The following is a 25,000-nucleotide window of genomic DNA, read 5'->3' as shown; positions in this document are numbered from 1 at the left end:
CAGCCGCCAGGTCTCAAACGTGCTGCGGTTCCCGCGCAACGGGTGCGGTCGGCACCGTCGGCGCCGACGCTGGGCGGAACCGCCGCAGGCGGAGGCTGTTGGTCACCACAAACACCGACGACAGGGCCATCGCTGCGGCGGCAACCAGGGGGTTGAGCAGGCCGAGCATCGCGATCGGGATCGCGGCGATGTTGTACGCGAACGCCCAGAACAGGTTGCCCTTGATGGTGCCCAGCGTCCGGCGCGACAGCCGGATCGCATCCGCGACAACCAGGAGATCGCCGGAGGCGATGGTTACGTCGCTGGCGGCGATGGCGGCGTCCGTCCCGCCCCCCATCGCGATGCCGAGGTCGGCCGCGGCGAGGGCGGCGGCATCGTTCACACCGTCACCGACCATCGCCACCACACGCCCCGCGGATTGCAGCTGCCGGATGGCGTCGAGCTTTCCTGCGGGGGTGACCCCAGCCCGAATCTCATCGATGCCGACCAGCCCCGCGATGTGCTCGGCGGCGCCGGCGTTGTCGCCCGTGAGCAGCACGGGACGCAGGCCCAGGGCGCGGAATCGGGCGATCGCGTCCGCGCTGGTGGGCTTGAGGGTGTCGGAGACCGCGACGATGCCGAGGAAGTCCCCGTCGCGGGCGACCGCGATCACCGTGCCCCCAGCAGCCTCCAGCACCTCAGCCTCACCGCGAAAACGGATCGGCAGATGAACGGACCACTGGTCCTCCACCCACTCCGGGCGTCCAGCCACGACGAGCGAGCCTTCCAGAACGGCCTGGACGCCGAACCCGGCGTGCGACGCGAACGACTCCGCCACCGGTGCCGCGCCACCATGAGCGCTCGCGATGGCCCGCGCGACGGGGTGTTCGGATCCCCACTCCGCGCCGGCGGCGATCCGCAGCAACTCGTCATCGGTAACGCCGGGCGCCGCCGAGACGGTGGTGACGGTCATCGCGCCCTGGGTGATGGTTCCGGTCTTGTCCAGCACGATCGTGTCGACCTGACGGGTCTGCTCAAGCACCTGCGGCCCACGAATGAGGATGCCCAGCTGTGACCCGCGTCCGGTGCCGACCGGCAGCGCGGTCGGAGTGGCCAAGCCCAGCGCGCACGGGCAGGCGATGATCAGCGTCGCCACCGCAGCAGTGAACGCGACCTCGACGGACCCACCGACCAGCATCCACCCGACGAAAGCGACGATCGCCAGGAGGATCACGATCGGAACGAACACGGCCGAGACCCGGTCGGCGAGACGCTGCACGCGCGCCTTGCCGGTCTGAGCGTCATCCATCAGCCGCTGCATCCGCGCCAGCTCCGTGTCCGCCCCGACCCTCGTGATCTCGACGATCAGGCGTCCGCCAACGTTCACGGTGGCGCCCACGACGCGGGATCCGACGGTGACCTCGACCGGCACGGATTCCCCGGTCAGCATGCTGGCGTCGATCGCCGAGGCGCCGTCGACGACGAGCCCGTCCGAGGGGATCTTCTCGCCGGGGCGCACCAGCACCCGGTCCCCGACGGCAAGCTGTGCGACCGGAACACGCTGCTCCACCCCGCCGACGAGGCGCGTGGCGTCCTTGGCGCCGAGTTCGAGCAGGGCGCGCAACGCCTCGGAAGAAGACTTCTTCGCCCGGGCTTCGGCGTACCGGCCGGCGAGGATGAACACCGTGACGAGGGCGGCGACTTCCAGGTAGATCTCCCCGCTTCCCGCTTCCGGGCTGCCGAAGAGGGTGAAGGTCATGTGCATGCCCGGCATCCCCGCCATCCCGAAGAACAGCGCATACAGCGACCACCCGAATGCGGCGATCACCCCGAGGCTGATCAGCGTGTCCATGGTCGCGGCGCCGTGGCGGGCATTCACGAACGCGGCACGGTGGAACGGCCAGGCGCCCCACACCGCGACCGGCGCGGTCAGGGTCAGCGCGAGCCACTGCCAGTTCGTGAACTGCAGCAACGGGATCATCGACATCAGCGCGACCGGCACGGCCAGGGCCGTGCTGATCAGCAGCCGGCGGCGCAGGGTAACCAACTCGACGTCGTCGGCAGGTGTTGCGGCCGATGTGGACTCATCGATGATCGGCGCGGGAAGCGCCGCGGAGTAGCCGGCGGATTCGACCGCCGCGATCAGCTGCGCCGTCTCCACGCCGTCGGCGTGCACGCGCGCCTTCTCGGTCGCGTAATTGACCGTCGCCTCCACCCCCGGGATCTTGTTGAGCTTGCGCTCGATCCGGGTCGCGCAGGATGCGCAGGTCATCCCCGAGATATCGAGGTCCACATCGACGGTGCTCATGCGGGTGTGCCGGCGAGGGCGTACCCCGCCTCCTCTACCGCGGCCCGCACGCGTGCGGCATCGATCGGCTCGGCGCTGTGGATCGTGACCCGTGAGGTTCCGCCGGCCTTCAGGTCGACCGAGACGTTATCGACACCGTCGATCGCGGAGATCTCCTCGGTGACGCTCATCACGCAGTGCGAGCAGGTCATCCCCTCAACCAGCACCTCAGCGGTGATCGTGGATGCGGCGGGCTGCGTGTCGGGGACGGATGCCGTGGCGCAGCAGCTGCATCCGGCGGCGGAGTCGGTCAGGCCCAGGTCGGTGCGCTCGTTCGTGGTCATGAGGGGTTCCTATCTGTTCAAGGCATTCGGCTCAGGAGCGGACAAGGCGAGCGATCGCCTCGTTCGCTTCTTGGATCTTCTGTTCGGCGACGGCGCCGCCCTCGGCGGTCGCCTCGGCGACGCAGTGCGACAAGTGGTCGGCGAGCAGCGATAGGGCGACTGTTTCGAGTGCGCTTGTCGCTGCGGAGACCTGGGTGATGATATCGATGCAGTACTTGTCGTTCTCGACCATCCGGGCGATTCCGCGCACCTGACCCTCGGCGCGGCTGAGCCGCTTGAGCAGGTCGTCCTTGTTCCCGGCGTATCCGTTCATATCTCCATACTATACCCCCCTACCGTACCTGGCCCTCGGGGCGCGTGCTCGTGGGGCATAGTCACCCCTTTTCAGGATCAGGCGCGAAAACTGGTCAAAATGTCGCCGGAGCCGGCCTCCGGATGCGGCTAGATGCGTGCGGTAAAGTGCTAGGGATGATGTCCTCGGCACGGAACCCGCGATCCGTGACGCTGAATGAGCAGTTGTTGATAATGAGGCTCATTACCAGTGTCGGTTTGGCGTTGCTGCTGATGCTCGGCCTGGCGGCAACGGCCCATACGGAGCTGGATGGGTCGGCGCCTATCCCGCTCGTGGTGTCCGGGCTGATGGACCCGCATGTGGAGCCTGTAGCGGATGTCGCGGCCGCGCATGAGGCAGTCACTGATAGCTCCTGGCCGGGGTCGGACGCACTGGTCGGTGCGGCGTTGTGTGTCTTCGGTGTGCTGTGCGGCCTCACGTTCATGGTGGCGCTAAGGAGACTGTGGCGTCGGCGGATGCCACCTGTCCTCGGTGCTGCGCCACGGATGCCATCGCTCATTCCTCCTTCGGCCGCGCAGGCGCATCCGATCGTTTTCTCGTTGACGCAACTGGGTCTTTCCCGAACCTGATATCTGGCACGCCACCGCGTTGGGTGGCGCTTCGTCCCGGGCTGTGTGCCCGGGTGCTGTCCTGTGCCGTGTCTTGGTTTGGAGTACCGGATGAAAACCCCTGTAAAGGCGACTCTCGTCACCATTGCCGTTGTGGCTGTGCTGGTCGTGGCCTCGTTGATCTATGTCCTTGTCAGTCAGAGCCAATCCGCTCCGCCCTCGTTCGAGACCGGCTCATCGTCGGCGCAACTCGTGCGGGAGAACTCGCACGTCCTCGACGACGGAGGTGAGGGCGCAGTCACGGTGGTGGAGTTCCTGGACTTCGAGTGCGAGGCATGTGGCGCGTTTTACCCCATCGTGGAGGATCTGCGGGAGCGGTTCGCCGGGGAGATCACCTATGTGGTCCGCTATTTCCCTCTTCCGGGTCATTTCAACTCGAAGAACGCCGCGATCGCGGCGGAAGCCGCCGCGCAGCAGGACCGGTTCGAGGACATGTATCACCGCTTGTTCGAGACACAGGCGGAGTGGGGCGAGGCACAGGAGTCTCGCGCCGACTTGTTCCGCGGCTTTGCGGAGGAACTCGGGCTGGACATGGTCGCCTACGACGCCGCTGTAGCGGACCCGTCAACGACTGAGCGTGTCGATCAGGACTTTGAAGAGGGTCGCGCGCTCGGGGTGAGCAGCACACCGACATTCTTCGTCGACGGCGAGCTCGCGCAGTTGCAGGAGTGGGACGACCTTGAGAACCTCGTCCAGGCCGCGGTGAGCGGTGGCCAGTGATGCGGGCGGGGTTATCACATCGACGGGTAATCATCGTCGGCGCCGGGCAGGCCGGGCTGGCGGTCGCGGCGGCGTTGAGCGCGGAAGGGCTCCGGCCGCAGCACGAGTTCGTGGTGATCGATGCAGCCGCGCCAGGGCAGCGTTCCTGGGTGTCGCGGTGGCATTCGATGGAGCTGCTCAGCGACGCCCGGCATAGTGCGTTGTCTCCGCGCCGGCTGCTGGGCGATCAGCGCCGGCATCCACGGGCGGACGAGATGGTCGACTACCTCACGTATGTGGAAGCCGGCCTCGGCGTGGAGACCGTTTGGGGTGTCCGAGCTACGGGGGTGGAGCATCGTGGGAATGGCTCGACGCTGCTCCTGTCGACGACGGCGGGTGAGGTGCAGACCCGCAATGTGGTCTGCGCGACCGCCGCGGCCGCGCATCCTCGACTGCCGGAGTGGGCGAGTTGGCTCCGTGTGCCGGGGGTCATGCTGCACAGCAGCGAGTACCTGTACCCGGGGCAGGTTCCTGCCGGGGACGTACTCATCGTCGGCGGCGGGAACAGTGGTGTGCAGCTGGCTCGCGAACTGTCCGCATCGCACGCCGTCACACTGTCCACCCGCACTCCGCGGCGACACCGCCCCGCGATGAGCTACCCCACCGCGGCGGGCGAAAGCGTGTCCTTGCTGTCGCGCGACAGACGCCCTGAGCCGGTGTTCGGCGACGGCTATGAACAGCTGCGGCGTGCGGGGGTCACGATCGCACCCGCGGTGACGACCGCGGATGGCGCCACGGTGACCTTCGCTGATGGTGCTCAGATCTCGCCGGGGTCGGTAATCCTCGCCACCGGATACGACCCGGGTGACCACTGGCTGCCGGAAACGGCCCGCACCGAGCGGCCCCGGCGCACCATGACCGGGCTTCCCGGGTTGTTCGTGGCGGGAATGCCGCACTACGGCGGCCGCGGCTCCGACACCATCGCAGGCGTTTCGAAGGACGCGACGACGATCGCCCAGCACATCATCAACCGGCCCTGAAAGGACCGAGACCATGACCGCTAGTCCCGTTGACCACCGGGCATCCCGGCGGCGTCCGCTGACCCCTAGGATCCGTCGACGCTCCTTCTTTCTGCCCGGCCTGGCGGCAATACTGCTGACCGCTGGTCTGCTGTTCGCCGTTGCGACTCCCGCGGCCGCGCACGATGAGATCGTCTCGTCCTCCCCGGAAGCCGGTTCCACGATCGGCGTGGTTCCGGAAGAGATCTCGCTGACGTTCAGCGGGGAGATTCTCACCGATTTCAGCGCGGTGATCATCGAGGTCGTCGCCGCGGACGGGCAGAACCTCGCGTCCGGAGAACCGATCATCGACGGGACCACCGTCACCCAGGCTGTCCAGCCAGGTCAGGCTGGGGTGTTCACGGTGCGGTGGCGGGTCGTCTCCAGCGATGGGCACCCGATCAGCAATGAGTACCAGTACACCGTCGAAGCCGTCACGGCGCCCACCAGTACCCCCACCCCCGAAGCAACCGAGGAACAGACATCCGAACCGTCTGCGACGACCCCGGCCACTACCTCCGGGGAGGTTCACAACGGCCCCTCCGGAGGCGGGGAGCTCCTACCCGTCCTCGCGGTCGTGAGCGGTGTAGGCGTGCTCGGCGGTGCTCTGATCGTCGTACTCATGGTGGCTCGAGAGCGCCGCCGCCGCGACAGAGCAGCCGCAGCTGCTGCGTCCGGTCAGGGCAGCGGAAATGGCGACACGGGGGAAGAACGGTCCAGCCGATGAATCGAGAGCAGTCCCGACGATTCGCGACCGCCTGCCTGGCCGCAGGCGTCGTGGTCCTCGTTGACCAGGCGACGAAAGCGGCCGCACTCAGCGGGTTGAGTCAGGACGAGCGCCTCCCGCTGCTGGGAGACCTGCTCGGGCTGCAGCTCGCGTTCAACCCGGGCGCAATCCTCTCTCTCGGCGCCGGGTTCACGGGGCTACTCACCCTCCTCGGCATCGGCGCCGTGATGGTGCTGATCGTCGCCGCGGCGCGGGCACGGACGGGATGGTGGGCGGTGGGGATCGGGCTGATCCTGGGCGGCGCGATCGGCAACCTGATCGACCGGCTGTTCTCCCCGCCCGGGTTCGGGGTCGGGCACGTCACCGACTTCCTCGCCTACGGGACCCTCTTCATCGGAAACCTCGCCGATGTCGCCCTCGGCGCTGGCGTGATCGTGCTCGGCCTGAACATCTGGATCCGACACCGGCGCGCCCGCACCAACACGGCGGATGCCGGGGTGGCCGGTGGACCGTCGCCGGCGGCGGGATCGGCGGTGAGCGGGTCATGATGGCTAAGCAGCGCACCCCGTCCGTGTATCAGCGCAACGCGTTCGCCCCGGGGCTGCTCGCGGCCGCGGTGTTGTTCCTTGCACCGGTGCTGATGGGTGGGGACTGGTTCACGCTGGTGCTGTTCGTCGCCGCGATCTTGGCGGTCGTCGTCGGTTGGTTCGCCATCCAGGCGCGGCAGTGGTGGTGGGTGCCGGTGTTCGCAGCGATCGTGGTGATCTGGAACCCGGTGTTCCCGTTTCCGTTCACCGGCCCGGTGTGGACGGCCGCGCAACCGGTCGCCGCGGTTGTGTTCCTGGTGGCCGGCGCACTGATCAAGGTCAAGCGACCATGAACCACCGCGCTCTGATCGCCACTGCCTCGGTGCTGCTTGTTGCTGGGCTGCTCGCCGGGTGCGGATCTAGCGACTCGCTCGCGCAGCAGTACCGGGACGGAAACGAGAAAGGCTACATCGCCGGCGACTTCCAGATCGTCGAGATCCCCGAGACCGACCGCGGCGAGCCGGTGGTGTTCGAAGGCGTCACGGAGACCGGTGAGGCGGTCTCCAGCGGCGACTACCGCGGCGGGGTGCTGGTGGTGAACTTCTGGTACGCCGCCTGTGGGCCGTGCATCGTTGAGGCGCCTCTGCTCGAGGAGGTCTGGCAGGAGTACCAGGAGCAGGGTGTCGGGTTCCTCGGGGTCAACACCTACGACCAGCCCGCGACCGCGCTGTCGTTCGCCCGCGACAACAACGTCACCTACCCGAGCGTGATAGACGTGAACGACGGCAAAGTGAAACTCGCATTCGCTCAGGTCACCCCAATCCAGGCCACGCCCACCACCCTGGTCATCGACCAGGAGGGGCGGGTCGCCGCGCGGATCATCGGGCAATTGGCCAGCGCGTCGATCCTGTCCACCCTGGTCGCCGACACCCTCGCCGAGGACACCTCGTGAACCCGGGAGCGGTCATCGTCGACGGCGCCCTGTGGGTCGCGATCCCGGTCGCGATCCTCGCCGGGCTGGTCTCGTTCGTGTCCCCGTGCGTTCTCCCACTGGTGCCCGGTTACCTCGGCTACCTCGGCAGCACCACCACGACAACATCCCCCACGGTGAACGGCGGGCGCACCGCCACGGCCGAGCGCGCCCGGCTGCTGCTGGGCGTGACGTTATTCATCGCCGGGTTCACGGTCGTATTCGTCGCCGTCACGATCCTTGGGGGCACCTTCGGATACCTGCTGCTGCAATACGCAGGCATCCTCACCCGGGTGTTCGGGATCATCATCATCGCCCTGGGGCTCGTGTTCCTCGGCTTCTTCGGCATCGCGCAGCGCACCCTCCGCCCCCGCGCCCAGGGCAGGGCCGGGCTGATCGGGGCGCCGCTTCTGGGGTTCGCGCTCGGCGTCGGCTGGACTCCGTGCATCGGCCCGACGCTCGCGGCGATCATCTCGATGTCGTGGAACCTCGGCGACCCCGCCCGCGCCGGCCTGCTCGGGCTGGCGTACTCGCTGGGCCTGGGTATTCCGTTCCTGATCCTCGCGGCCGGGTGGGGCTGGGCGTCCCGATCGGTCACGTTCCTGCGCCGCCACATCCGGGCACTGAACATCATCGGCGGGGCCATGCTCATCGCCCTCGGCCTGCTGATGGTGACGGGACTGTGGACGGTGCTGATGTCGCAGCTGCAACAGGTGGTGATTAATGTCCCCCTCCCGCTCTGACACCGGCACCGACGTGACGGCCGACCCGCTGCGGCCCGGCGACCACGCCGACACTGACGTCGATACCGCAACCGAGATCACCCAGCCGACCCTCGGCATCACGGGCTGGCTGCGGTGGGCGTGGCGGCAACTGACCAGTATGCGCACCGCGCTGGTGCTGCTGCTGTTCCTCGCCATCGCCGCCGTGCCCGGATCGCTGTTCCCGCAACGCAGCGCCGACCCCAACGGCGTCATCCAATGGGAGCGAAACAACCCCGACGTGTTCCCGCTGGCGGACGCGATTGGGCTGTTCGATGTGTACCTGTCGCCGTGGTTCTCCGCGATCTACCTGCTGCTGTTTACCTCCCTGATCGGTTGCGTGATCCCGCGCGCGAAGCACCACTACAAGGCGCTCCGCACTCGCCCGCCGCGCACCCCGGCGCGGCTATCACGCCTGTCCGAGTACCGGGATCTCACCATCCCGGCAGGGGCCACGCAGCCCGACGCGGCCGCGCACGCGGTTGCCGTCGCGGCAGAGCAGCTGCGTAAGTCCGGGTACCGGGTGGAACGCTACGACGCCCGCAGCGCCGCGTCGGTGTCCGCCGAGCGCGGGTACCTGCGCGAGACCGGCAACCTGATCTTCCACGTCGCCCTTATCGGTGTGCTGGTGTCGGTGGCGATCGGCGGGTCATTCGCGTACACGGGGCAACGAGTCGTGGTGGAGGGGACCACGTTTGTGAACGCGCTCAGCGACTACTCCTCGTTCAACCCCGGCCGATTTGTCGACGGGACCGGCCTTGCCCCCTACTCGCTCACCCTCGACGACTTCCAGGTCTCCTACCGGCTTCCCGGCACCCCCGGCGCAGGTCAGGCGGGCGACTTTTCCGCCGACGTCACTATCCGACAGCCCGGCCAGGACGACCGGGCTGAGAGTGTGATCGTGAACTACCCGATCACCGTCGAAGGTGACCGGATCTACCTGCTCGGCAACGGCTACGCTCCCACCCTTACGATCCGCGACGCCGCCGGCGAGGTCGTGTACAGCGAATCGCAGCCGTTCCTGCCGCAGGACTCCAACATGACCTCGCTCGGGATCATCAAGGTCCCGGACGGCCTGCCCGAACAGGTCGGACTGGTCGGGTTCTTCTACCCCACCCAGGGGGTGCTGCCCTCCGGCGCGTTCACCTCCGTCTACGCCGACGTGGTCAACCCCGTGATGACCCTCAACGTTTTCAGCGGCGATCTTGGCATCGACGATGGTACCCCCAGGTCGGTGTACACGCTCGATGTCGACGGGCTCACCCAACACACCGGCGGCGAGAGCGCTGCCGACTCTCTCGAGCTCACACCCGGCGCCACCGTCGACCTGCCGAACGGGTGGGGCACCATCACCTGGGAGGAGGTTACGACAGAGGAGCCGGTCAAGCGTTTCGCGTCGCTGCAGATCCAACGCGACCCGAGCAGCGGCTGGGTGCTCGCGTTCTCCGTCCTCGCCACCCTCGGCCTATTCGCCGGCCTGTTCGTGCCCCGCCGCCGGCTCTGGGTGAAAGCCCGCACCACCCCGGACGGTGTGCACGTCGAATACGCCGGCCTCGCCCGGGGCGAAGACCCCACCCTGGCGCGCGCCGTCGACGATTGCGCCACCCGCCACGCGCAGGCCCTCGGCGTCGAGCCACCGGCGAAGGGCACGCCGTGACCGTGTGGATCCCGGACGCCCCGCCGACTCTCGGCGGCTTCCTCACCCCGGCGCCGCTGCCGGCCCCGCTGCTGCCGATTCTGGCGGGGCTCCTCGCGGTCGCTTACCTGGCCGGCGCGATTCGCATGTGGGTGCGCGGCCGCCGATGGCCGATCTGGCGGACGAGCAGCTTCCTACTCGGCTGCGTCGCCCTCGCGGCCGTTACCGGTCTGGCCGTGGAGAACTACGGGTACGCCCTGTTCTCGGTGTTCATGTTCCAGCAGCTCACCCTGATGATGGCGATCCCTCCGCTGCTGGTCCTCGGCTCCCCCGGCACCCTGTTGCTGCGCGCCACCCCGCACCACGGCCCCGGCCTCCTACTACTCCGCGTCGCACATGCCGGGCTGCGCAGCCGGACGGGACGGTGGCTACTCAGCCCGTGGCTGGCGGTACCGCTGTATCTGTTCGCGTTCTACGGCCTCTACCTGGCGAACTTCGCCGACCCGATCCTCGCGACCGTCACCGGCCACACCCTCCTCGAGGTCGGGTTCCTGGTCGCCGGGATGCTGTTCACCATCCCGATCCTGTCCTCGGACCCGCTGCCGGTGCGGATGAGCCACGGCGGCCGCGCCCTGGACGTGTTCGCCGAAGCCGCCCTGCATGCCTTTTTCGGTGTGTTTCTGATGATGGCCGCCAGCACCCTCGTGCAAGGGTTCGCCGGTCCGACGAGCGCGCTGGGCATCGACCCGATCGAAGATCAGCGTCTCGCCGGTGGGCTGGCCTGGTCGTACGGCGAGGCTCCCACCCTGCTGATGCTCATCTACGTGATGCACCGCTGGTTCCGTGACGACACCGCCCAGGCCGTCGTCGCCGACCGCCGCGCCGACGCCCACGGAGATCCCGAGCTCGACGCCTACAACGACTACCTCACCCGGCTCCACCAGAAGGACATCTGACCCATGCGTGCCACTCTGCCGACACCCGCCTCCGCCGCCGCGCCGGCGCCGGCGACGCAGCGCCGGTCCGCCTCATGGTCGCTGCCGCTTTGGGCGGCGGTGCCCGCGGCCGCGGCCTCCGGGTTCTTGCTGAATCTCGCGTCCCCGCCGGCCGGGTGGTGGCCGCTCGCGTTCGTGAGTGTCACGGTTGCTCTGCTGACCCTGGTTGGCCGCCGCATCGGCGGGGCTCTGCTGGTCGGCACCATCTTCGGCGCCGTGTTTTACACGACTCACCTGGTGCGGGTGGGCGAGTTCCTCGGACCGGTGCCGTGGCTTGCCCTCGCCGGGCTGGAGGCCGTCCTGTTCGGGGCGGGCGCGGTGCCGATCACCCTCGCCTATCGGTGGACCGGCCGCCACCGATCCCGTAGCGGTATGCAGCTTGCCGCAGTGCCTCTGCTGGTCGCGGGGTTGTGGGCAGCTCGCGAGGTGGTGATGGGTGCGTGGCCGTACTCCGGGTTCCCGTGGGCGCGGGTCGGGATGACCCAGGTCGGCGGCCCGATCGCTGAGGTTGCGTCGTGGACGGGTGTCACCGGGTTCTCCTTCCTGATCGTCGCGGTGTGCGCGGCTGTTGTGCAGTGGTTCCGCGCCGGAGGGATCCGGTTCCATAAGGGGCTCCTCCCCGCTGGGGTCGTGGCGGTCTTCCTGGTCCTCGTCCCGCAGTTTCCCACCACCGCGGCGGGAGAGTTCCGGGTCGGATGGGTGCAGGGCAACGGGCCGACGGGATACTTCGACGACAGGACGCCCGGGGACGTCCTCGCTGCGCAGACCGCCGCGACGCGCTCTCTGTACGGGCAGCCGATGGACCTACTGGCGTGGCCGGAAGGTGGCGTCGACGCTGACCCGCTCAGCGATCCGGCAGCCGCCGAGACGTTGGACCGGGTCGTGCGATCGGCCGGGGCGCCGCTGCTGATGAACGCCGCTACGACCCGCGGCGACCAGGTCTTCAACACCTCGCTGCTGTGGACAGCGAATCCTGCGGACCGGCAGTGGCATGACAAGGTCAACCCGGTTCCGTTCGGAGAGTACGTGCCCGACCGCTGGTTCTATGAGCTGGTCGTCCCCGACTTGGTGGGACTGATCCAGCGCGAGTACACCCCAGGCACCAATTCGCCGATTGTGCAGGTCGGGGATGTCGGGGTGGGGTTGGCGATCTGTTTCGACGTGATCTACGACACCGTGATCTGGGATGGCGCCCGCTCCGATGCGGAGGTGTTTGTGTTCCAGACCAACAACGCCGACTTCCGTGGGACCGACGAGAACCTGCAGCAACTCGCGTTCGCCCGGATGCGCGCCATCGAAACGGGTCGCGCCATCGTCAACGTCTCGACGGTGGGCACCAGCCAGGTGATCGCCCCGGACGGCACCACCCTCGACAGCATCGCCGTCAACACCGCTGGCGGGTCGATCAGCACCGTCCCGTTGCGCACGGGACTTACCGCCGCGGTGGTCCTCGGCCCCTGGCTCACAGGTCTCATCGTGCTCGCCGCCGCAGGTGGCCTTGCCGCGGCGGGGTTGTCCCACCGTGCCCGCACGCGTGCGGGCGGTAGTGATCGTCCGACTGACCAGGCGAGGCGCCCATGAACACGTCACGGGTGAGGGCTGTCACACATCCACTTAACCTGCCGCTCCGAACGCTGGCGACCGGCAGCGATCCCACGATCCCTGGTGAACGGATGGCCGAGGGATGCGCGCCTACGCCCGCCGAGAGCCGCGCCTTGCGGGCTGGTGTGAGCCGACGTGTCTTGCTGACCGCGGGGACGGCGAGTGTGGTCGCCGTGCTGGTGGCCGGCCCGTTGCTGCCGGCAGCGTTCGCGGCGACCTATCCGTCTTGGGAGGACGTGCAGGCCGCGAAAGCGAACGAAGCAACGAAAGCTGCCGAAGTCCAGCGGATCCAGGGCCTCATTCAAAGCCTGACCGGTGAGGTGACACGCACCCGCACTATCGCCGAGCAGGCCGCGGGCGCCTTCTACACCGCCCAACAGGAGTACTTCGACGCATCCACCCGGGCGGACGCGCTGCAGTCCCAAGCGGACACGGAAGCGCAGAACGCGACCGACGCTGCGAACAAGGCCGGCCGGGTCGCCGCGCAACTGTACCGAGACGGCGGCGACACCACTTCCCTGGAGCTGTTCTTCTCCGGCTCAGCGGCCACCGCCGATGACCTCCTGTCCAGGTTGGGCGTGATGGACAAGCTGCTCGAGCGCAACCAGGCGGTGTATGCCGCCGCGATCACAGCACGGGACGCCGCGCAGAGCCTGACCGATCAGGCAGTGGTCGCCCGAGACGAACGCGACCGACTGCAACGCGTCGCTGAACAGAAGATGCTCGAAGCGCAGCACGCCGCCGATGCCGCACAGGCCGCTTTGGACGCGCAAACCCTCCACCTCGGCGAATTGCAGGCCCAGCTCGCCGCCCTCGAGGACACCACCGCGAAGACCATCGCCGACTATCAGGCCGGAGTGGAAGCTGCCCGCATCGCCGAGGAGCAGCGGCGAGCGGCTGAGCGGGCCGAGGCCGAGCGGCTCGCCGCCTCAGGCGGCGGCGGAGGCGGTGTGGTCAGCTCCGGGTGGGCACGGCCAACATCCGGGAACCGCACATCGGGATTCGGGCCGCGCAGCTCACAATGCGGCAACGGGTACTGCTCGACCAGCTACCACTACGGCGTCGATCTGAGCGGCGGCTGCAGCGCCGGGATCTACGCGGCCGCAGCGAGCACCGTCGTCTACGCCGGATACAACGGCGGCTACGGCAACTACATCAAGATCGACCACGGCGGCGGGATCGGCACCGGATACGCCCATATCCGCAACGGCGGCTTCTACGTCGGATACGGCCAACGCGTGAACGCCGGCGACCTGATCGGCAGCGAAGGAAACACCGGCAACGCGTTCGGCTGCAACCTGCACTTCGAGGCCTACGTGGGCGGCTCCCCCGTCAACCCCATCGACTTCCTCGCCGCCCGCGGCGTCTCCATCTGACCCGAAATGAAGGACATTATGACTGAACAGACCACCTCAACCGGCGACCAGCCCCAGACGCCCTCCACACGCCGCAGCCTCCGCCGCGCCGTCACCTCCCTCCCCACCAGCGCTCCCCACCCCAGGCGACGCGCGATGGCCACGACGTCTGCCCGCCGCGAGGCGCGCGCGCTGGCGCCGATCCGGTCCCTCGCGACACTCGCAGTGGTAACCGGCCTGATCGCCACCTTCGCCCTCCCCGCATCCGCTGCCTGGCAGCCAGCAGACATCGAGATCCCGACGCTGCAGCAAGTCGCGTCCGATGACGCGCAATCTCTGATCGTCGCCTCCGACGCGACCGCGACGCAGCTCACCCGGGAGAGCTACGCAGCCACCACCCAGGAGGAGATCGACCAGAAGAAGGCGGCAGAAGCAGCCGCAGAACGCGCGCGCGCTGCGCAGGTCGCCTCGCTGCCGTTCGACTACAGCATGGTGCCCCCCGGCAGCGGAACCGTGCGCTGGCCGGTCGGCGGCCCGTTCACCGTGACCGACCGGTTCGGCGACCGAGGCGGCGCACACATGGGCACCGACATGGTCGCCGCCGGCGGAACCCCCGTCTACGCGTCCCTCGACGGTGTCGTGCGGATCTCACAGGACAGCTACGGCGGGTACGGGGTCACCGTCGTGGTGGAATCCGTCCTGAACGGGCAGCAGGTGAGCACCGTGTACCCCCACATGCAAACAGGTAGCCGGCAGGTCGGCGTCGGGCAGAGCGTCACGGCCGGGCAGCTGGTCGGGCTTGTCGGCAGCACGGGCCGCTCCACCGCAAATCATCTGCACTTCGAGGTGTATCTCGACGGCACCGCCGTCGACTCGCTGGCCTGGCTGGAAGCGAATGCGGGCTGACACATGTCACGCACACATCCGCCGCGCAACGATGCTCGCGCCCACCCCCTGCCCGCAACGATGAAGAGGATAACCCCACCATGACCGGAATCGACGCGCTCTCCCTCGACGGCATCTCGCTGCTGCTGGTGTGGACGGCGATCGCCACCTACCTGCTCGCGTTCATCGCGTACACCATTGACCTCGCCCAACGCTCCGTTCCTGCCAGCACCCCGCAGCGGGAGCCGGCGCTGGTCGGCGCCACTGCAACGGGGAGCCCGCAGACCGAGAGCACCCAGAGCGGCGGGACGGACAGTGTTCGCACCCCGCCCGCACAGCGCCCGCGGCTGCTGTGGGCACGGATCGGGACGTCGCTGGCGGTCCTCGCGTTCCTATTCCACCTGGCCGGGACCATCCTGCGCGGGATCGCGGCCGGGCGGGTGCCGTGGGCGAACATGTACGAGTTTGCGCTGACCGGCACCGTCCTGATCGTCGCCGTGTACCTGCTGGTGCTGCGCCGCTACGACCTCCGCTTCCTGGGCGCGTTCCTCATCGGCATGATCGTGCTGCTGCTGGGCGGGGCGACCATCACGTTCTACGTCGAGGTCGTTCCGCTGATGGACCCGCTCAAGAGTGTCTGGCTGGTCATCCACGTCTTCGTCGCCTCGCTCGCCACCGCCCTGTTCGCGATCGCCTGCGGCCTCGCGGTCACCCAGCTCATGCAAACCCGCCGGGAACGGCGCACCGACACAACCTCGGCTCGCGCCGGCGGCCCGCGGTTCCTGACGACGCTGCCCACCGCGGAAGCGCTCGAAGCCCTCGCGTACCGGTTCGTGATCGTCGGGTTCGTGTTCTGGACCTTCACCCTGATCGCTGGTGCGATCTGGGCCAACGATTCCTGGGGACGTTATTGGGGATTCGACACCAAGGAAGTGTGGACCTTCGTGATCTGGGTGCTCTACGCCGGGTACATCCACGCCCGCGCAACCAGAGGGTGGCGCGGCACCCGCTCCGCCTGGCTGTGCATCATCGGATTCCTCACGGTGCTGTTCAACTTCACCATCGTGAACATGTTCTTCAAAGGACTCCACGCCTACTCCGGCCTCAGCTGAGCATCCTCCGCGAATCCGCCCGAGACACGAACTGAAAGCACGCAGATGACTCCGAACCGCCCGAATCCGGCCAACCAACCTCAGCACGGTCCCGTCACCGTCAAGCAACAGCGTGAGCAGAAGCGGCAGCAGAAATTGGCTGAGTATCAGAAGCAGCTCGCCAAACGCCGTCGTAGCAAACTGGTCTGGTGGGTCGCCGGGTCGACAGCGGCTGTGGTAATCATCGGCCTCGTCGTCGCGTCCGTCGTGCTCGCACCGTCACCGCCAAGACAGTACGAGGCCGGCAGCGAGGGGGCGAGCATCGAAGGCGTCGAAACCTTCGAGAACACGGCTGAGCACGTCGAGGGTGCTGTCCAGTACGAGCAAAGCCCCCCGGCGGGCGGCCCACACAATGCTGTCTGGCTGAACTGCGGCATCTATGACCAACCGGTCCCGAATGAGAACGCGGTCCACTCCATGGAGCACAGCGCCGTATGGGTGACCTACAACCCCGACGAGGTCGCCGGCGAACAACTCGAAACCCTCAAGAGCCTTCTACCCTCAACCTACGTCGTTCTTTCCCCCTATGAGGGACTGGATGCGCCGATCGTGATGTCCAACTGGAACCAGCAGCTGAAGGTCGACTCGGCCGACGACGAGCGTATCGGCGCCTTCTTCGAAGAGTACTGGCGCAGCCAGAACGCGCCCGAGCCAAACGCCGCCTGCACTGGCGCATACGACGCACCGGGAAAGCAATGACACGCGACGAAAACAGCGACGCGTCCCCATCCCGAGGGAGGCCGCGGTGGTGGATCGTCCTCCTTATCCTGCTCGCGGTCGGCGCGCTGACCTTCGCTGCGGGGCGCTTCTCGACCTTCGGGTCGCCGGCCGCGGGCGCTCCTGGAACCGACTCTCCCGAGGCGGGATTCTCACGCGACATGCAGGTACATCACGCGCAGGCCATCCAGATGGCCATGGAGATCTACCGCAAGACATCCGACGAGGAACTGAGGATCCTGGCGTACGACATCGCCACCGGGCAGGCGGGCCAGCGCGGCGAGATGTACGACTGGCTCGTGCAGTGGGGGCTGGCGCAGTCCGGTGGCCCGATGATGCGATGGATGGATGCCTCTCCGGGCGGGAGCGGTCATGCGATGTCTGACGGCGCGGCCATGACGGAGGAAGAGGCACGCATCGCCATGGGCATGGCCTCAGCTGAAGAGATCTCCGCCTTGGAGGATGCGACCGGGCAGCAAGCCGATTGTCTCTTCCTCGGGCTGCTCATTCGCCACCACGAAGGCGCCATCCCTATGGCGGAGGCGCTCATCGAACTCGGCACAGATCCACGTGCCCTGACCGTCGCAGAAAACATCAAGAACGGACAGACCGCCGAGATCAGCGCGATGAAATCCATGCAGGCGCGCATGGGCTGCGAATAGCACCCCGATCGCACCGATCGCGGCTGGGGCAGCAAACCCGCTCCGCCTGGCTGCGCATAATCTCGACCCGAAAGAACCACCGTGACCACAACGCCCACAGAAGGCCTCGCAGGCGAGCTCGCGGCGAGCAACCCGATTCACACCGGGCACAAATGATGGCGCACAACAGAGAGGTCAATTACCGCACGTTGCGGGTACTCGGGCCGACCATCCTCGGTGGGGTGGCACTCGCTGTGCTGGTCGGCGCACTGGCATTCGGTGGCGGCGCTGCACAACTCCCCCTTGGTGACGCCGGCCCGGTCGTGCGCTGGGGGCTTCCGGCCGCGAAGCTGATCGTGAACCTCGCCGCCGCGGGAATGGTCGGTGTGCTCGTGACGGCGCTGTTCTCATTGCGAACGGGTGAGCGCGAGTTCGATATCGCCCTCGATACCGCCTCGATCTCCGCCGCCGTGTTCACCGTGGCAGCCGGTACGACCGGGTTCCTCACATTTCTCAGCGTCTTCAACCCCGCGATCGACGTCGGACCGCAGTTTGGTGCCCAGCTCGGACGGTTCCTCGTCGAACTCGAGGTGGGCCGGACATGGCTGATCACCACGGTCGCGGGCGCAGCACTCACCGTCCTGACATTCGCGGTACGGTCCTGGGTTGGCACGCTTCTGGTCGCTCTGCTGGCGGTCGCCTCGCTCGTGCCGATGGGCACGCAAGGGCACTCCGGTGATGATGCCCTTCACCACGAGGCGATGATGGCGCTCATCCTGCACATCATCGGCGCCGCGGTGTGGCTCGGCGGTCTCCTCTTGCTCGTCGCCACCCGTCCAGTCCTCCAGCGGCAGCGCATCGCCGATGTCATCGCCCGCTACTCGAGCATTGCCTTAGCCGCGTTCGTGCTCGTCGCCGTATCCGGCACGGTACGCGCGGCTATCGGCCTGCAGCAGTGGTCGGATCTGCTCTCCCCCTATGGCGCAATCTTGGCCGTGAAGATCGTCGCGCTGGTCGGTCTCGGGCTCTTCGGCGCGTGGTACCGCATGCGGCTGATCGGCAAGATGCGCGGCTCTGACGCGGCATCCCGCCCCTTCTGGATCTTGATCGTGTTCGAGTTGGCGTTGATGGGCGTCGCCAGCGGGGCCGCTGCAGCGCTGGCCCGCACCCCGCCACCGAACCCGGCCCCGCTTCCCGAGACCCCATCGCCAGCGGAACGCCTCACCGGTGCACCGCTGCCCGCGGAGCTCACGATCGAACGGTGGGTCACCGCATGGAACGTCGACCTGCTGTGGGCGGTGATCGCCGGGTTCGCGATCTTCTTCTACCTTGTCGGGGTGTGGCGGCTGCGCCGCCGCGGCGACGCATGGCCGGTATACCGCACGATCATGTGGGTCACCGGCATGGTGCTGCTGGTGTGGGTCACCGGCGGAGTCATCAACGTCTACCAGGACTACCTGTTCAGCATGCACATGGTCGGGCACATGCTGCTCACGATGGCGATCCCCGTGCTGCTGGTCGCCGGTGCGCCGGTGACCCTCGCCGCCCGGGCGATCCGCAAGCGCGACGACGGCACGCGCGGCGGCCGGGAATGGATTCTGTGGGCCGTGCACTCGCCCGTTGCCCGGGTGCTGACGAACCCGTTCGTTCCAGCCGGTCTGTTCATCGGGTCGCTGTGGGTCTTTTACTACACCGACCTGTTCCGGTGGTCGCTGGCCGATCATCTCGGGCATCAGTGGATGATCGCGCACTTCCTCATCACCGGTTACCTGTTCGCCCTCACGTTGATCGGCATCGACCCGGTGCCCTGGCGGCTGCCCTACCCTGGCCGGCTGCTGCTGCTCATCGGCATCATGGCGATGCACGCCTTCTTCGGGATCGCAATCATGATGCAATCGGGACTCATGGTCGCCGACTGGTTCGGGTCGATGGGCCGGGCGTGGGGGCCGACGCCGTTTGAGGACCAGTACACCGGCGGTGGCATCGCCTGGTCGATCGGCGAGATCCCGACCCTCATCCTCGCGATCACCGTCGCCATCCAATGGAGCCGCAGCGACGACCGTGAGACCAAACGCCGCGACCGGCACGCGGACCGCACCGGTGAAGCCGAGTTGCAGGCCTACAATGCGCACCTGGCCGACCTTGCCACGCACGATGCTCGCGCCCGCAGCTGAGCCCAACGGAGACAGAGGATCGCGTGACGACGAAGGAGGAGCTGGCCGAACGCTACGGTCGTGCCCCGCGCCCTCGACGCCGCCGACTGTACTGGATCGCCGTCACAGGTGTGGCGGCGTTGTCTGTCGCTGCGCTCGCATGGCTGACCGTCTCGAACTCGTTCGATGACGTCGGATTCGACGAGACAGGTTTCGAGCTGGTCGATGCCCGCACGGTGACCGTCTCCTTCCAGGCAACCCCACCCGCCGGCGCGGCGTTTGCATGCGCTGTGCAGGCGCTGGATGAGGATTTCGGCATTGTGGGCTGGCGTGTCGTCGAATACCCGGGGTCAGAAGAGACCACGCGAGCCTTCGTCGAGACGATCCCGACCGTCGCACAGGCCACGACCGGCACCGTGAAAGCCTGTTGGGTCACATAGTTCGCAAGGGCCGAGACCCTTCCGGCGGCGGAAGCGTTAGTCGAAGAGTTCGCCGAGCCACCCGCCGCGACGTCGGCCATTCTGTCCGTCGTTGTTGTCGTGTCTGCTCTGGGACCCATGTTTGGACCCATGTCCGTCATATCGCGTCGGATATGGTGCCGTTTGCTGAGCAGGGGGCGTAGGAGCTGTCAGTGAGCGTTCGATTATCTTGTCGAGTTCACCGCGGTCGAGCCATACTCCACGGCACTCGGGACAGTAGTCGATCTCGATTCCTGTGCGGTCTGATAGCACCAATGTATTGCCGTCGATGGGACATTTCATGGGTGAACTCCAATGGGGTGACCGTGCAAGACGGTTCTGGCGAAGATGATCCGGGCGGGGCGTTCGAGTGAGACAGGAGAGTGTCACGGGCTGGGCTTGTCCTCGTGGTCGATGCCGTGGTGTTCCTTGCCTCGCTCGAAGTTGAGCAGGCGGAGCGCGTTCGCGACGACGACCAGCGTGGAGCCTTCGTGGATGAGAACCACGGCGCCGATGTTCAGCCCTAGGAAGGTGGCGAGGATGAGGAACGCGACGATCGCGAGGCTGGCGATGAGGTTCTGCCGGATGATCCGGCTGGTGGCACGGCTGAGTCGCACAGCGAAGGGGAGACGGCCGAGGTCGTCGCTCATCAGGGCGATGTCACAGGTTTCCAGGGCGACGGTGGAGCCGGCCGCGCCCATCGCGATGCCGACGTCAGCGCTTGCCATCGCCGGGGCGTCGTTGACGCCGTCGCCGACCATCGCAATGGGGCGGTGAGTTTTTGCGAGGCGGGTGATCTCAGCGACCTTGTCCTCGGGGAGGAGCTCGCCGAGGGCCGTGTCGACGCCCACTTCCCGGCCTACCGCGTCGGCAACGCGCTGGTTGTCGCCGGAGATCATCACGAGCTGCCCCACGTCCGCGGCCCGAAGAGCGCTGAGTACCTGAGCGGACTCCGCGCGGGAGGCATCCATGACTCCGACGATGCCGAGGAATCGATCACCTCGGCGGACGATCATCAGCGTCTGACCGGAGTCCCGCGCCTGTGCGTAGGCATCGGCCAGTGTGCCGGTAAGGGCGAGTTGCTGCTCCTCGAACATTCGCAGGTTGCCGACGTCGACGCGTTCCCCGTCGATCGTCGCCGTGATGCCGCGGCCGACGACCGCGTTCAGGTCTGTCGCTGTGAGGCGCTCGGCCTGGGGGACGCGGGGCTCGAGGTCGCGGACGATCGCCTCGGCAAGAGGGTGGTCACTGAGTGCCTCCACTGCGACGAGAGTGCGGATTAGGTCGGGCCCGGGGACGTCGCCAGCAGGGGTGACGGAAGTGACCCGGGGTGCACCCCAGGTCAGCGTGCCGGTCTTGTCGAACGCCATCGCCTTCACCCGTCCGAGGGTCTCGAGCGGGGCGCCGCCCTTGACGAGCACGCCGGCCCGTGCCGCGCGGGCCACACCCGCCAGCACAGCGGCCGGGGTGGCGATCGCGAGAGCACAGGGGCTGGCTGCGACGAGCACCGTCATGGCGAGGTAGAACGCATCGGGGAACGGCTGTCCGAACGCGAACCACGAGATCAGGAGCGTGACAGCGACGCCAAGGATCACCGCGGGAACGTACCAACGCTGGAACCGGTCGATGAACTGCTGCGTCGGTGACGCGGCCTGGTCGGCTGTGCGGACGAGCTCGACGACCTTACTGAGCGTCGAGTCCGCCGCGGTCGCGGTGACCTCGATCTCAAGCACTCCGGACCCGTTTACGGTACCGGCGAAGACCCGGTTGGCGGCGGGAAGGGTGTCAACGGTTCGCATCGCCCGCTCCGGGTCTGCCACCGGCTCCTTCTCCACTGGGATCGACTCCCCCGTGACGGCGGACTGATCCACCGCGGACACGCCCGAGATCACGAAGCCGTCTGAGGGGATGCGTGAGTTGGGTCGGATGACCACGACCTCGCCAACCACGATCTCCTCGACCGGCACCTCCACCGGCTCTTCTTCTCCCCGGCGCACCAGCGCGCTGCGGGGGGCGAGCTCGGCAAGCGATTCGATGGACTTGCTGGCCCGGCTAAGCGCGTACTCCTCGAGCGCGTGGCCGAGGCTGAACAGGAACAGCAGTACCGCGCCTTCCGCCCACCGGCCGATGAGAGCGGCGCCGATGGCGGCGACCAACATGAGGAAGTCGACTTCGAACTTGCCGCGCAGTGTGGAGGCGATCGCGGTGCGGAACGTGAAGAACCCGCCGAAGAAGTAGGTGGCGAGGAAGAACACCAGCGGCCACCCGATCAACGGCAGCCCCAACGCAAACTCGGTGATCATCCCGCCGGCGTAGGTGACGCCGGCGGCGATCGCGAACCACAACTCCCACCGGGCGGAACCGTGATTGTGCTCTTGTGTCACAGCAGTGGGCTCGGCAGTCGTCGAGGAGGAAACGGTCATCCCCCAACAATACCTCACGAATTCATGATATGTTGTTGTTGTGAATGATTATCGTGATCGAAGGGCACAATAGTGAACATGGTCACTGCTGAGACGCGTCGGGATGCGACCCCCCTGTCCGTAGCGGACGCCGAGCGGCTCGCCGAGATCATGCAGGCGCTGGCCTCCCCCGCGCGGCTGCGCATTCTCAGCACGCTGAGCGCGCGACCGAGCACCGTGACCGAACTCAGTGAACAGCTGCAGATCGGTCAGACGACCGTGTCGAACCACCTTCGGCTGCTGCGACACCTCAGCCTCGTCACCGGGAGTCGCGCCGGTCGACACATCCACTATTCGCTCTTCGACGACCATGTCACCGAGCTCCTCGACGAAGCCATCGGACACCTCGATCACCTACCACGCGGACGATGAGGCGATCAGCCCCGGCACCCATATGACGCCGATGGCGTCGTCAGCCGACGGCTCCCTCGCAGTCACGCAAGCGCTATGACGGTCTCGGGTGACGCCTGGCGGAGCGGTAGCTGAGGAATAGGAAGGTCGCGTGCCCGGCCAGCGAAAGGCTCAGGAAGATGATCGCGATAACGAACACGTTCCCCGGTCCGCCGTCGCCACCAATCAGCATCACTGCGCAGAACGTCACCGCTGCGGCGAGGAGCACCGTCTGCACAACGGAGAACACCACTCGTCCGTGTGGGCCGATCATCCTTGAGAATCTATCGTGACAGTGCGGGCATCAAGAGGTACGGGTGGTGCTGCGGCGAGCTGTCGAAGGCCAGCGGGTCGGCGGCCGGCGCGAACGCCGTTGAGGATGACGATCACCTCGGCGACCTCGTGCACGAGCACAACCCCGGCAAGGCCCAGTACTCCGAACAGGGCGAGCGGGAACAGCACGACGATGATCGCCAGGGCGAGCACGATGTTCGCGGTCATGATGCGTCGAGCGCGTCGTGCGTGCGCGAGGGCGCTGGGGATGAGGCGCAGGTCGTGGCCGGTGAACGCGACGTCGGCGGATTCGATCGCCGCGGCGGATCCTCTCACCCCCATCGCGATACCGACCGTCGCGGTCGCCAGGGCGGGTGCGTCGTTGATGCCGTCACCGACCATCGCTGTCGGCCGCGACACCGCCAACGCTTCGATCGCGGCGGCCTTGTCCGCGGGGAGTTGCTGCGCACGGACGTCTGTGATGCCGGCTGCGTCGGCGATCGCCCGCGCGGTGCGGTCGTTGTCGCCGGTGAGCATGATCGTCTCGATGCCCTGCGCGTGCAGCATCCGCACCGTCTCGGCCGATTCGGGACGCAGCTCGTCACGGACTCCGATCAGCCCGGCGATCCGGCCGTCCGCTTCCACGACCACGACGGTCATGCCCTGCTTTGCCATCGACTCCGCCAGCGGGCGGTACTCGCCGGGATCCAGCCACCGGTCGTTGCCGACACGGATCGTAAGACCGCCGACCCGGCCGGTCATGCCGTGTCCCGCATCCTCGGTCACGCCCGTTGCGGCTGTCGAATCGGGTGCGGCGGCGGTTATGGGTGCCGCCAGCGGGTGGGAGCTGGAGGCCTCCACGGCCGCCGCCCACTCCAGAAGATCGTCACGGGTGGTCCCCGGCGTGGGGTGCACCTCGACGACGGTGGGTTGGTTGCGGGTGAGTGTGCCGGTCTTATCCAGCGCGACGGTGCGGATCGTGCCGAGTTGTTCGAACGCTTCGCCGGACTTGATCACAACCCCGAATTTGGATGCTGCGCCGATGGCGCTGATCACGGTGACGGGGACGGCGATCGCCAACGCGCAGGGTGAGGCGGCCACGAGGACGACGAGGGCGCGTTCGATCCACAACCCCGGGTCACCGACAAGGAACCCGAACAGGGCAACTAGGACAGCGGCGATCAACACGACCGGTACGAGCGGGCGGGCGATCCGGTCCGCGAGGCGAGCCCGCTCGCCCTTGCGGGCGTGGGCTTGCTCGACGAGCGTCACGATCTGGGTGAGGGAGTTGTCGCGTCCGTCTGCGGTCGCTTCAATCCGCAGCGTCGCGGAACCGTTCACCGATCCGGCCGCGACCTGATCGCCGGGACCAACGTCGACGGGGATCGATTCACCGGTGATCGCGGAGGTGTCGAGGCTCGAGCGCCCGTCGATCACGACCCCGTCGGTGGCGACGCGTTCTCCGGCGCCGATGACGAAGATGTCGAGCTCGCGCACGTCCGCGGCAGGGATGGTGACGTCGCCGGTCAGGCGGGAGACGCGCACGGTGTCGGGGATGAGGGAGAGCAGGGCTCGTAGTCCTTCTTTGGCACGGTCCATCGCCCGGTCCTCGAGCGCCTCGGCGAGAGAGAACAGGAACGCGAGCGTCGCGGCCTCACCGACGTGGCCCAGTAGCACCGCCCCGATCGCTGCGATCGTCATCAGCAGCCCGACCCCGAGCCGGCCGCGGATCAGCCGCCGGATCGCGCCGGGAACGAACGTGTACGCCCCGGCGATCAGCGCGGCGGCCTGCAGCACCAGTGCGGGCACGGGGAGCCCGGTCCACTCGAACGTGTACCCGGCGAGAAGGAACACCCCCGACAGGACAGACGGGAGGAGGGCGACGTCCCGCCACCATGGCGGGCGTACCTCGACTGGTCCCTCATCGAGGGTGCCCTTTCTTGCAACGTCGGGTCCGCAGCACGCGTCGC

26 protein-coding genes are annotated in these 25,000 nt (G+C 67.5%); 19 read left to right on the top strand and 7 right to left on the bottom strand.

Annotated features, from left to right (window positions below):
* Positions 1–13 precede the first annotated feature (13 nt).
* Genes AB0P18_RS06100 through AB0P18_RS06090 form a run of 3 tightly spaced genes read right to left on the bottom strand, consistent with a single transcriptional unit; the run spans position 14 to position 2,923 of the window.
* On the bottom strand, positions 14–2,287 hold the full coding sequence (locus tag AB0P18_RS06100; RefSeq protein ID WP_363359366.1) for a heavy metal translocating P-type ATPase: 2,274 nt from the start codon (positions 2,285–2,287) through the stop codon (positions 14–16).
* Positions 2,284–2,610 carry a cation transporter gene (locus AB0P18_RS06095; protein WP_292858875.1) on the bottom strand — a complete coding sequence of 109 codons (327 nt, stop codon included), beginning with the start codon at positions 2,608–2,610 and terminating at the stop codon, positions 2,284–2,286. The genes AB0P18_RS06100 and AB0P18_RS06095 overlap by 4 nt, the downstream gene beginning before the upstream one ends.
* A 31-nt stretch (positions 2,611–2,641) precedes the next feature.
* A complete protein-coding gene (locus tag AB0P18_RS06090; protein ID WP_363359365.1) occupies positions 2,642–2,923 on the bottom strand; it encodes a metal-sensitive transcriptional regulator in 282 nt (93 codons plus the stop codon).
* Positions 2,924–3,108: 185 nt separating this feature from the next.
* Between AB0P18_RS06090 and AB0P18_RS06085 the strand changes: the two genes are divergently transcribed.
* The 18 genes from AB0P18_RS06085 to AB0P18_RS06000 all read left to right on the top strand — a co-directional run bounded on the left by AB0P18_RS06085 (position 3,109) and on the right by AB0P18_RS06000 (position 19,887).
* On the top strand, positions 3,109–3,531 hold the full coding sequence (locus AB0P18_RS06085) for a hypothetical protein (protein ID WP_363359364.1): 423 nt from the start codon (positions 3,109–3,111) through the stop codon (positions 3,529–3,531).
* Between the two features lie 90 nt (positions 3,532–3,621).
* Positions 3,622–4,290: a thioredoxin domain-containing protein gene (locus AB0P18_RS06080; protein WP_363359363.1), complete on the top strand. Its 669-nt coding sequence runs from the start codon at positions 3,622–3,624 to the stop codon at positions 4,288–4,290.
* Positions 4,290–5,309, top strand: coding sequence for an NAD(P)-binding domain-containing protein (locus AB0P18_RS06075; protein ID WP_363359374.1), 1,020 nt, complete (start codon positions 4,290–4,292; stop codon positions 5,307–5,309). The genes AB0P18_RS06080 and AB0P18_RS06075 overlap by 1 nt, the downstream gene beginning before the upstream one ends.
* Before the next feature lie 13 nt (positions 5,310–5,322).
* The gene (locus AB0P18_RS06070; RefSeq protein WP_363359362.1) at positions 5,323–6,054 is read left to right on the top strand and encodes a copper resistance protein CopC; all 732 of its coding nucleotides are present in this window, start codon (positions 5,323–5,325) and stop codon (positions 6,052–6,054) included.
* Complete coding sequence (locus AB0P18_RS06065; protein ID WP_363359361.1) at positions 6,051–6,602, top strand: signal peptidase II; 552 nt, start codon at positions 6,051–6,053, stop codon at positions 6,600–6,602. Before AB0P18_RS06070 ends, AB0P18_RS06065 begins: the two co-directional genes overlap by 4 nt.
* Positions 6,599–6,934, top strand: a complete 336-nt coding sequence (locus tag AB0P18_RS06060) for a DUF6804 family protein (protein ID WP_061681230.1) — start codon at positions 6,599–6,601, stop codon at positions 6,932–6,934. Before AB0P18_RS06065 ends, AB0P18_RS06060 begins: the two co-directional genes overlap by 4 nt.
* Positions 6,931–7,533 (top strand): TlpA disulfide reductase family protein, encoded by a 603-nt coding sequence (locus tag AB0P18_RS06055; protein WP_363359360.1) that lies wholly within the window; start codon positions 6,931–6,933, stop codon positions 7,531–7,533. The genes AB0P18_RS06060 and AB0P18_RS06055 overlap by 4 nt, the downstream gene beginning before the upstream one ends.
* Complete coding sequence (locus AB0P18_RS06050; protein WP_363359359.1) at positions 7,530–8,294, top strand: cytochrome c biogenesis CcdA family protein; 765 nt, start codon at positions 7,530–7,532, stop codon at positions 8,292–8,294. Before AB0P18_RS06055 ends, AB0P18_RS06050 begins: the two co-directional genes overlap by 4 nt.
* The gene (locus AB0P18_RS06045; protein WP_363359358.1) at positions 8,275–9,969 is read left to right on the top strand and encodes a cytochrome c biogenesis protein ResB; all 1,695 of its coding nucleotides are present in this window, start codon (positions 8,275–8,277) and stop codon (positions 9,967–9,969) included. The genes AB0P18_RS06050 and AB0P18_RS06045 overlap by 20 nt, the downstream gene beginning before the upstream one ends.
* Positions 9,966–10,904, top strand: coding sequence for a cytochrome c oxidase assembly protein (locus tag AB0P18_RS06040; RefSeq protein WP_363359357.1), 939 nt, complete (start codon positions 9,966–9,968; stop codon positions 10,902–10,904). The genes AB0P18_RS06045 and AB0P18_RS06040 overlap by 4 nt, the downstream gene beginning before the upstream one ends.
* 3 nt (positions 10,905–10,907) lie before the next feature.
* On the top strand, positions 10,908–12,524 hold the full coding sequence (lnt, locus tag AB0P18_RS06035) for an apolipoprotein N-acyltransferase (protein WP_363359356.1): 1,617 nt from the start codon (positions 10,908–10,910) through the stop codon (positions 12,522–12,524).
* A gap of 92 nt (positions 12,525–12,616) precedes the next feature.
* Entirely contained in the window at positions 12,617–13,921 is a 1,305-nt protein-coding gene (locus AB0P18_RS06030; protein ID WP_363359355.1) for a M23 family metallopeptidase, read from the top strand.
* An 18-nt stretch (positions 13,922–13,939) separates the two neighbouring features.
* On the top strand, positions 13,940–14,806 hold the full coding sequence (locus tag AB0P18_RS06025; RefSeq protein ID WP_363359354.1) for a M23 family metallopeptidase: 867 nt from the start codon (positions 13,940–13,942) through the stop codon (positions 14,804–14,806).
* Positions 14,807–14,886: 80 nt separating this feature from the next.
* Complete coding sequence (gene ccsB / locus AB0P18_RS06020) at positions 14,887–15,897, top strand: c-type cytochrome biogenesis protein CcsB (protein WP_363359353.1); 1,011 nt, start codon at positions 14,887–14,889, stop codon at positions 15,895–15,897.
* A 45-nt stretch (positions 15,898–15,942) separates the two neighbouring features.
* Positions 15,943–16,635 (top strand): DUF3105 domain-containing protein, encoded by a 693-nt coding sequence (locus AB0P18_RS06015; protein ID WP_363359352.1) that lies wholly within the window; start codon positions 15,943–15,945, stop codon positions 16,633–16,635.
* Positions 16,632–17,315 (top strand): DUF305 domain-containing protein, encoded by a 684-nt coding sequence (locus AB0P18_RS06010; RefSeq protein ID WP_363359351.1) that lies wholly within the window; start codon positions 16,632–16,634, stop codon positions 17,313–17,315. Before AB0P18_RS06015 ends, AB0P18_RS06010 begins: the two co-directional genes overlap by 4 nt.
* Before the next feature lie 155 nt (positions 17,316–17,470).
* A complete protein-coding gene (locus tag AB0P18_RS06005; protein WP_363359350.1) occupies positions 17,471–19,468 on the top strand; it encodes a cytochrome c oxidase assembly protein in 1,998 nt (665 codons plus the stop codon).
* Between the two features lie 23 nt (positions 19,469–19,491).
* Complete coding sequence (locus tag AB0P18_RS06000; protein ID WP_363359349.1) at positions 19,492–19,887, top strand: DUF4307 domain-containing protein; 396 nt, start codon at positions 19,492–19,494, stop codon at positions 19,885–19,887.
* A gap of 36 nt (positions 19,888–19,923) precedes the next feature.
* Here the strand turns inward: AB0P18_RS06000 and AB0P18_RS05995 are convergent, their stop codons facing one another.
* Positions 19,924–20,208 (bottom strand): zf-TFIIB domain-containing protein, encoded by a 285-nt coding sequence (locus tag AB0P18_RS05995; protein WP_363359348.1) that lies wholly within the window; start codon positions 20,206–20,208, stop codon positions 19,924–19,926.
* Positions 20,209–20,291: 83 nt separating this feature from the next.
* A complete protein-coding gene (locus tag AB0P18_RS05990; protein ID WP_363359347.1) occupies positions 20,292–22,328 on the bottom strand; it encodes a heavy metal translocating P-type ATPase in 2,037 nt (678 codons plus the stop codon).
* 78 nt (positions 22,329–22,406) lie between these two features.
* On the opposite strand from AB0P18_RS05990, the gene AB0P18_RS05985 reads away from it, so the two are divergent.
* A complete protein-coding gene (locus AB0P18_RS05985; RefSeq protein ID WP_363359346.1) occupies positions 22,407–22,739 on the top strand; it encodes a metalloregulator ArsR/SmtB family transcription factor in 333 nt (110 codons plus the stop codon).
* Between the two features lie 73 nt (positions 22,740–22,812).
* Here AB0P18_RS05985 and AB0P18_RS05980 read toward each other — a convergent pair whose 3' ends face one another.
* Together AB0P18_RS05980 and AB0P18_RS05975 are read right to left on the bottom strand one after the other, a co-directional pair.
* A complete protein-coding gene (locus AB0P18_RS05980; RefSeq protein ID WP_363359345.1) occupies positions 22,813–23,031 on the bottom strand; it encodes a hypothetical protein in 219 nt (72 codons plus the stop codon).
* On the bottom strand, positions 23,028–24,893 hold the full coding sequence (locus AB0P18_RS05975; RefSeq protein ID WP_363359373.1) for a cation-translocating P-type ATPase: 1,866 nt from the start codon (positions 24,891–24,893) through the stop codon (positions 23,028–23,030). The genes AB0P18_RS05980 and AB0P18_RS05975 overlap by 4 nt, the downstream gene beginning before the upstream one ends.
* Positions 24,894–25,000: the final 107 nt, after the last annotated feature.

This window comes from Microbacterium sp. NPDC064584 (genome assembly GCF_040687315.1).
GTDB lineage: Bacteria > Actinomycetota > Actinomycetes > Actinomycetales > Microbacteriaceae > Microbacterium > Microbacterium lacus.
This window is presented reverse-complemented; position numbering and strand designations above follow the sequence as displayed.

Coding starts and splice junctions, on each gene's coding strand:
- AB0P18_RS05985 (WP_363359346.1), top strand. CDS start 22,407: ATGGTCACTGCTGAGACGCGTCGGGATGCGACCCCCCTGTCCGTAGCG.
- AB0P18_RS06065 (WP_363359361.1), top strand. CDS start 6,051: ATGAATCGAGAGCAGTCCCGACGATTCGCGACCGCCTGCCTGGCCGCA.
- AB0P18_RS06070 (WP_363359362.1), top strand. CDS start 5,323: ATGACCGCTAGTCCCGTTGACCACCGGGCATCCCGGCGGCGTCCGCTG.
- ccsB (WP_363359353.1), top strand. CDS start 14,887: ATGACCGGAATCGACGCGCTCTCCCTCGACGGCATCTCGCTGCTGCTG.
- AB0P18_RS06060 (WP_061681230.1), top strand. CDS start 6,599: ATGATGGCTAAGCAGCGCACCCCGTCCGTGTATCAGCGCAACGCGTTC.
- AB0P18_RS06030 (WP_363359355.1), top strand. CDS start 12,617: ATGGCCGAGGGATGCGCGCCTACGCCCGCCGAGAGCCGCGCCTTGCGG.
- AB0P18_RS06055 (WP_363359360.1), top strand. CDS start 6,931: ATGAACCACCGCGCTCTGATCGCCACTGCCTCGGTGCTGCTTGTTGCT.
- AB0P18_RS06080 (WP_363359363.1), top strand. CDS start 3,622: ATGAAAACCCCTGTAAAGGCGACTCTCGTCACCATTGCCGTTGTGGCT.
- lnt (WP_363359356.1), top strand. CDS start 10,908: ATGCGTGCCACTCTGCCGACACCCGCCTCCGCCGCCGCGCCGGCGCCG.
- AB0P18_RS06090 (WP_363359365.1), bottom strand. CDS start 2,923: ATGAACGGATACGCCGGGAACAAGGACGACCTGCTCAAGCGGCTCAGC.
- AB0P18_RS06005 (WP_363359350.1), top strand. CDS start 17,471: ATGGCGCACAACAGAGAGGTCAATTACCGCACGTTGCGGGTACTCGGG.
- AB0P18_RS05990 (WP_363359347.1), bottom strand. CDS start 22,328: ATGACCGTTTCCTCCTCGACGACTGCCGAGCCCACTGCTGTGACACAA.
- AB0P18_RS06015 (WP_363359352.1), top strand. CDS start 15,943: ATGACTCCGAACCGCCCGAATCCGGCCAACCAACCTCAGCACGGTCCC.
- AB0P18_RS06025 (WP_363359354.1), top strand. CDS start 13,940: ATGACTGAACAGACCACCTCAACCGGCGACCAGCCCCAGACGCCCTCC.
- AB0P18_RS06095 (WP_292858875.1), bottom strand. CDS start 2,610: ATGACCACGAACGAGCGCACCGACCTGGGCCTGACCGACTCCGCCGCC.
- AB0P18_RS06045 (WP_363359358.1), top strand. CDS start 8,275: ATGTCCCCCTCCCGCTCTGACACCGGCACCGACGTGACGGCCGACCCG.
- AB0P18_RS06010 (WP_363359351.1), top strand. CDS start 16,632: ATGACACGCGACGAAAACAGCGACGCGTCCCCATCCCGAGGGAGGCCG.
- AB0P18_RS06100 (WP_363359366.1), bottom strand. CDS start 2,287: ATGAGCACCGTCGATGTGGACCTCGATATCTCGGGGATGACCTGCGCA.
- AB0P18_RS05995 (WP_363359348.1), bottom strand. CDS start 20,208: ATGAAATGTCCCATCGACGGCAATACATTGGTGCTATCAGACCGCACA.
- AB0P18_RS06075 (WP_363359374.1), top strand. CDS start 4,290: ATGCGGGCGGGGTTATCACATCGACGGGTAATCATCGTCGGCGCCGGG.
- AB0P18_RS05980 (WP_363359345.1), bottom strand. CDS start 23,031: ATGATCGGCCCACACGGACGAGTGGTGTTCTCCGTTGTGCAGACGGTG.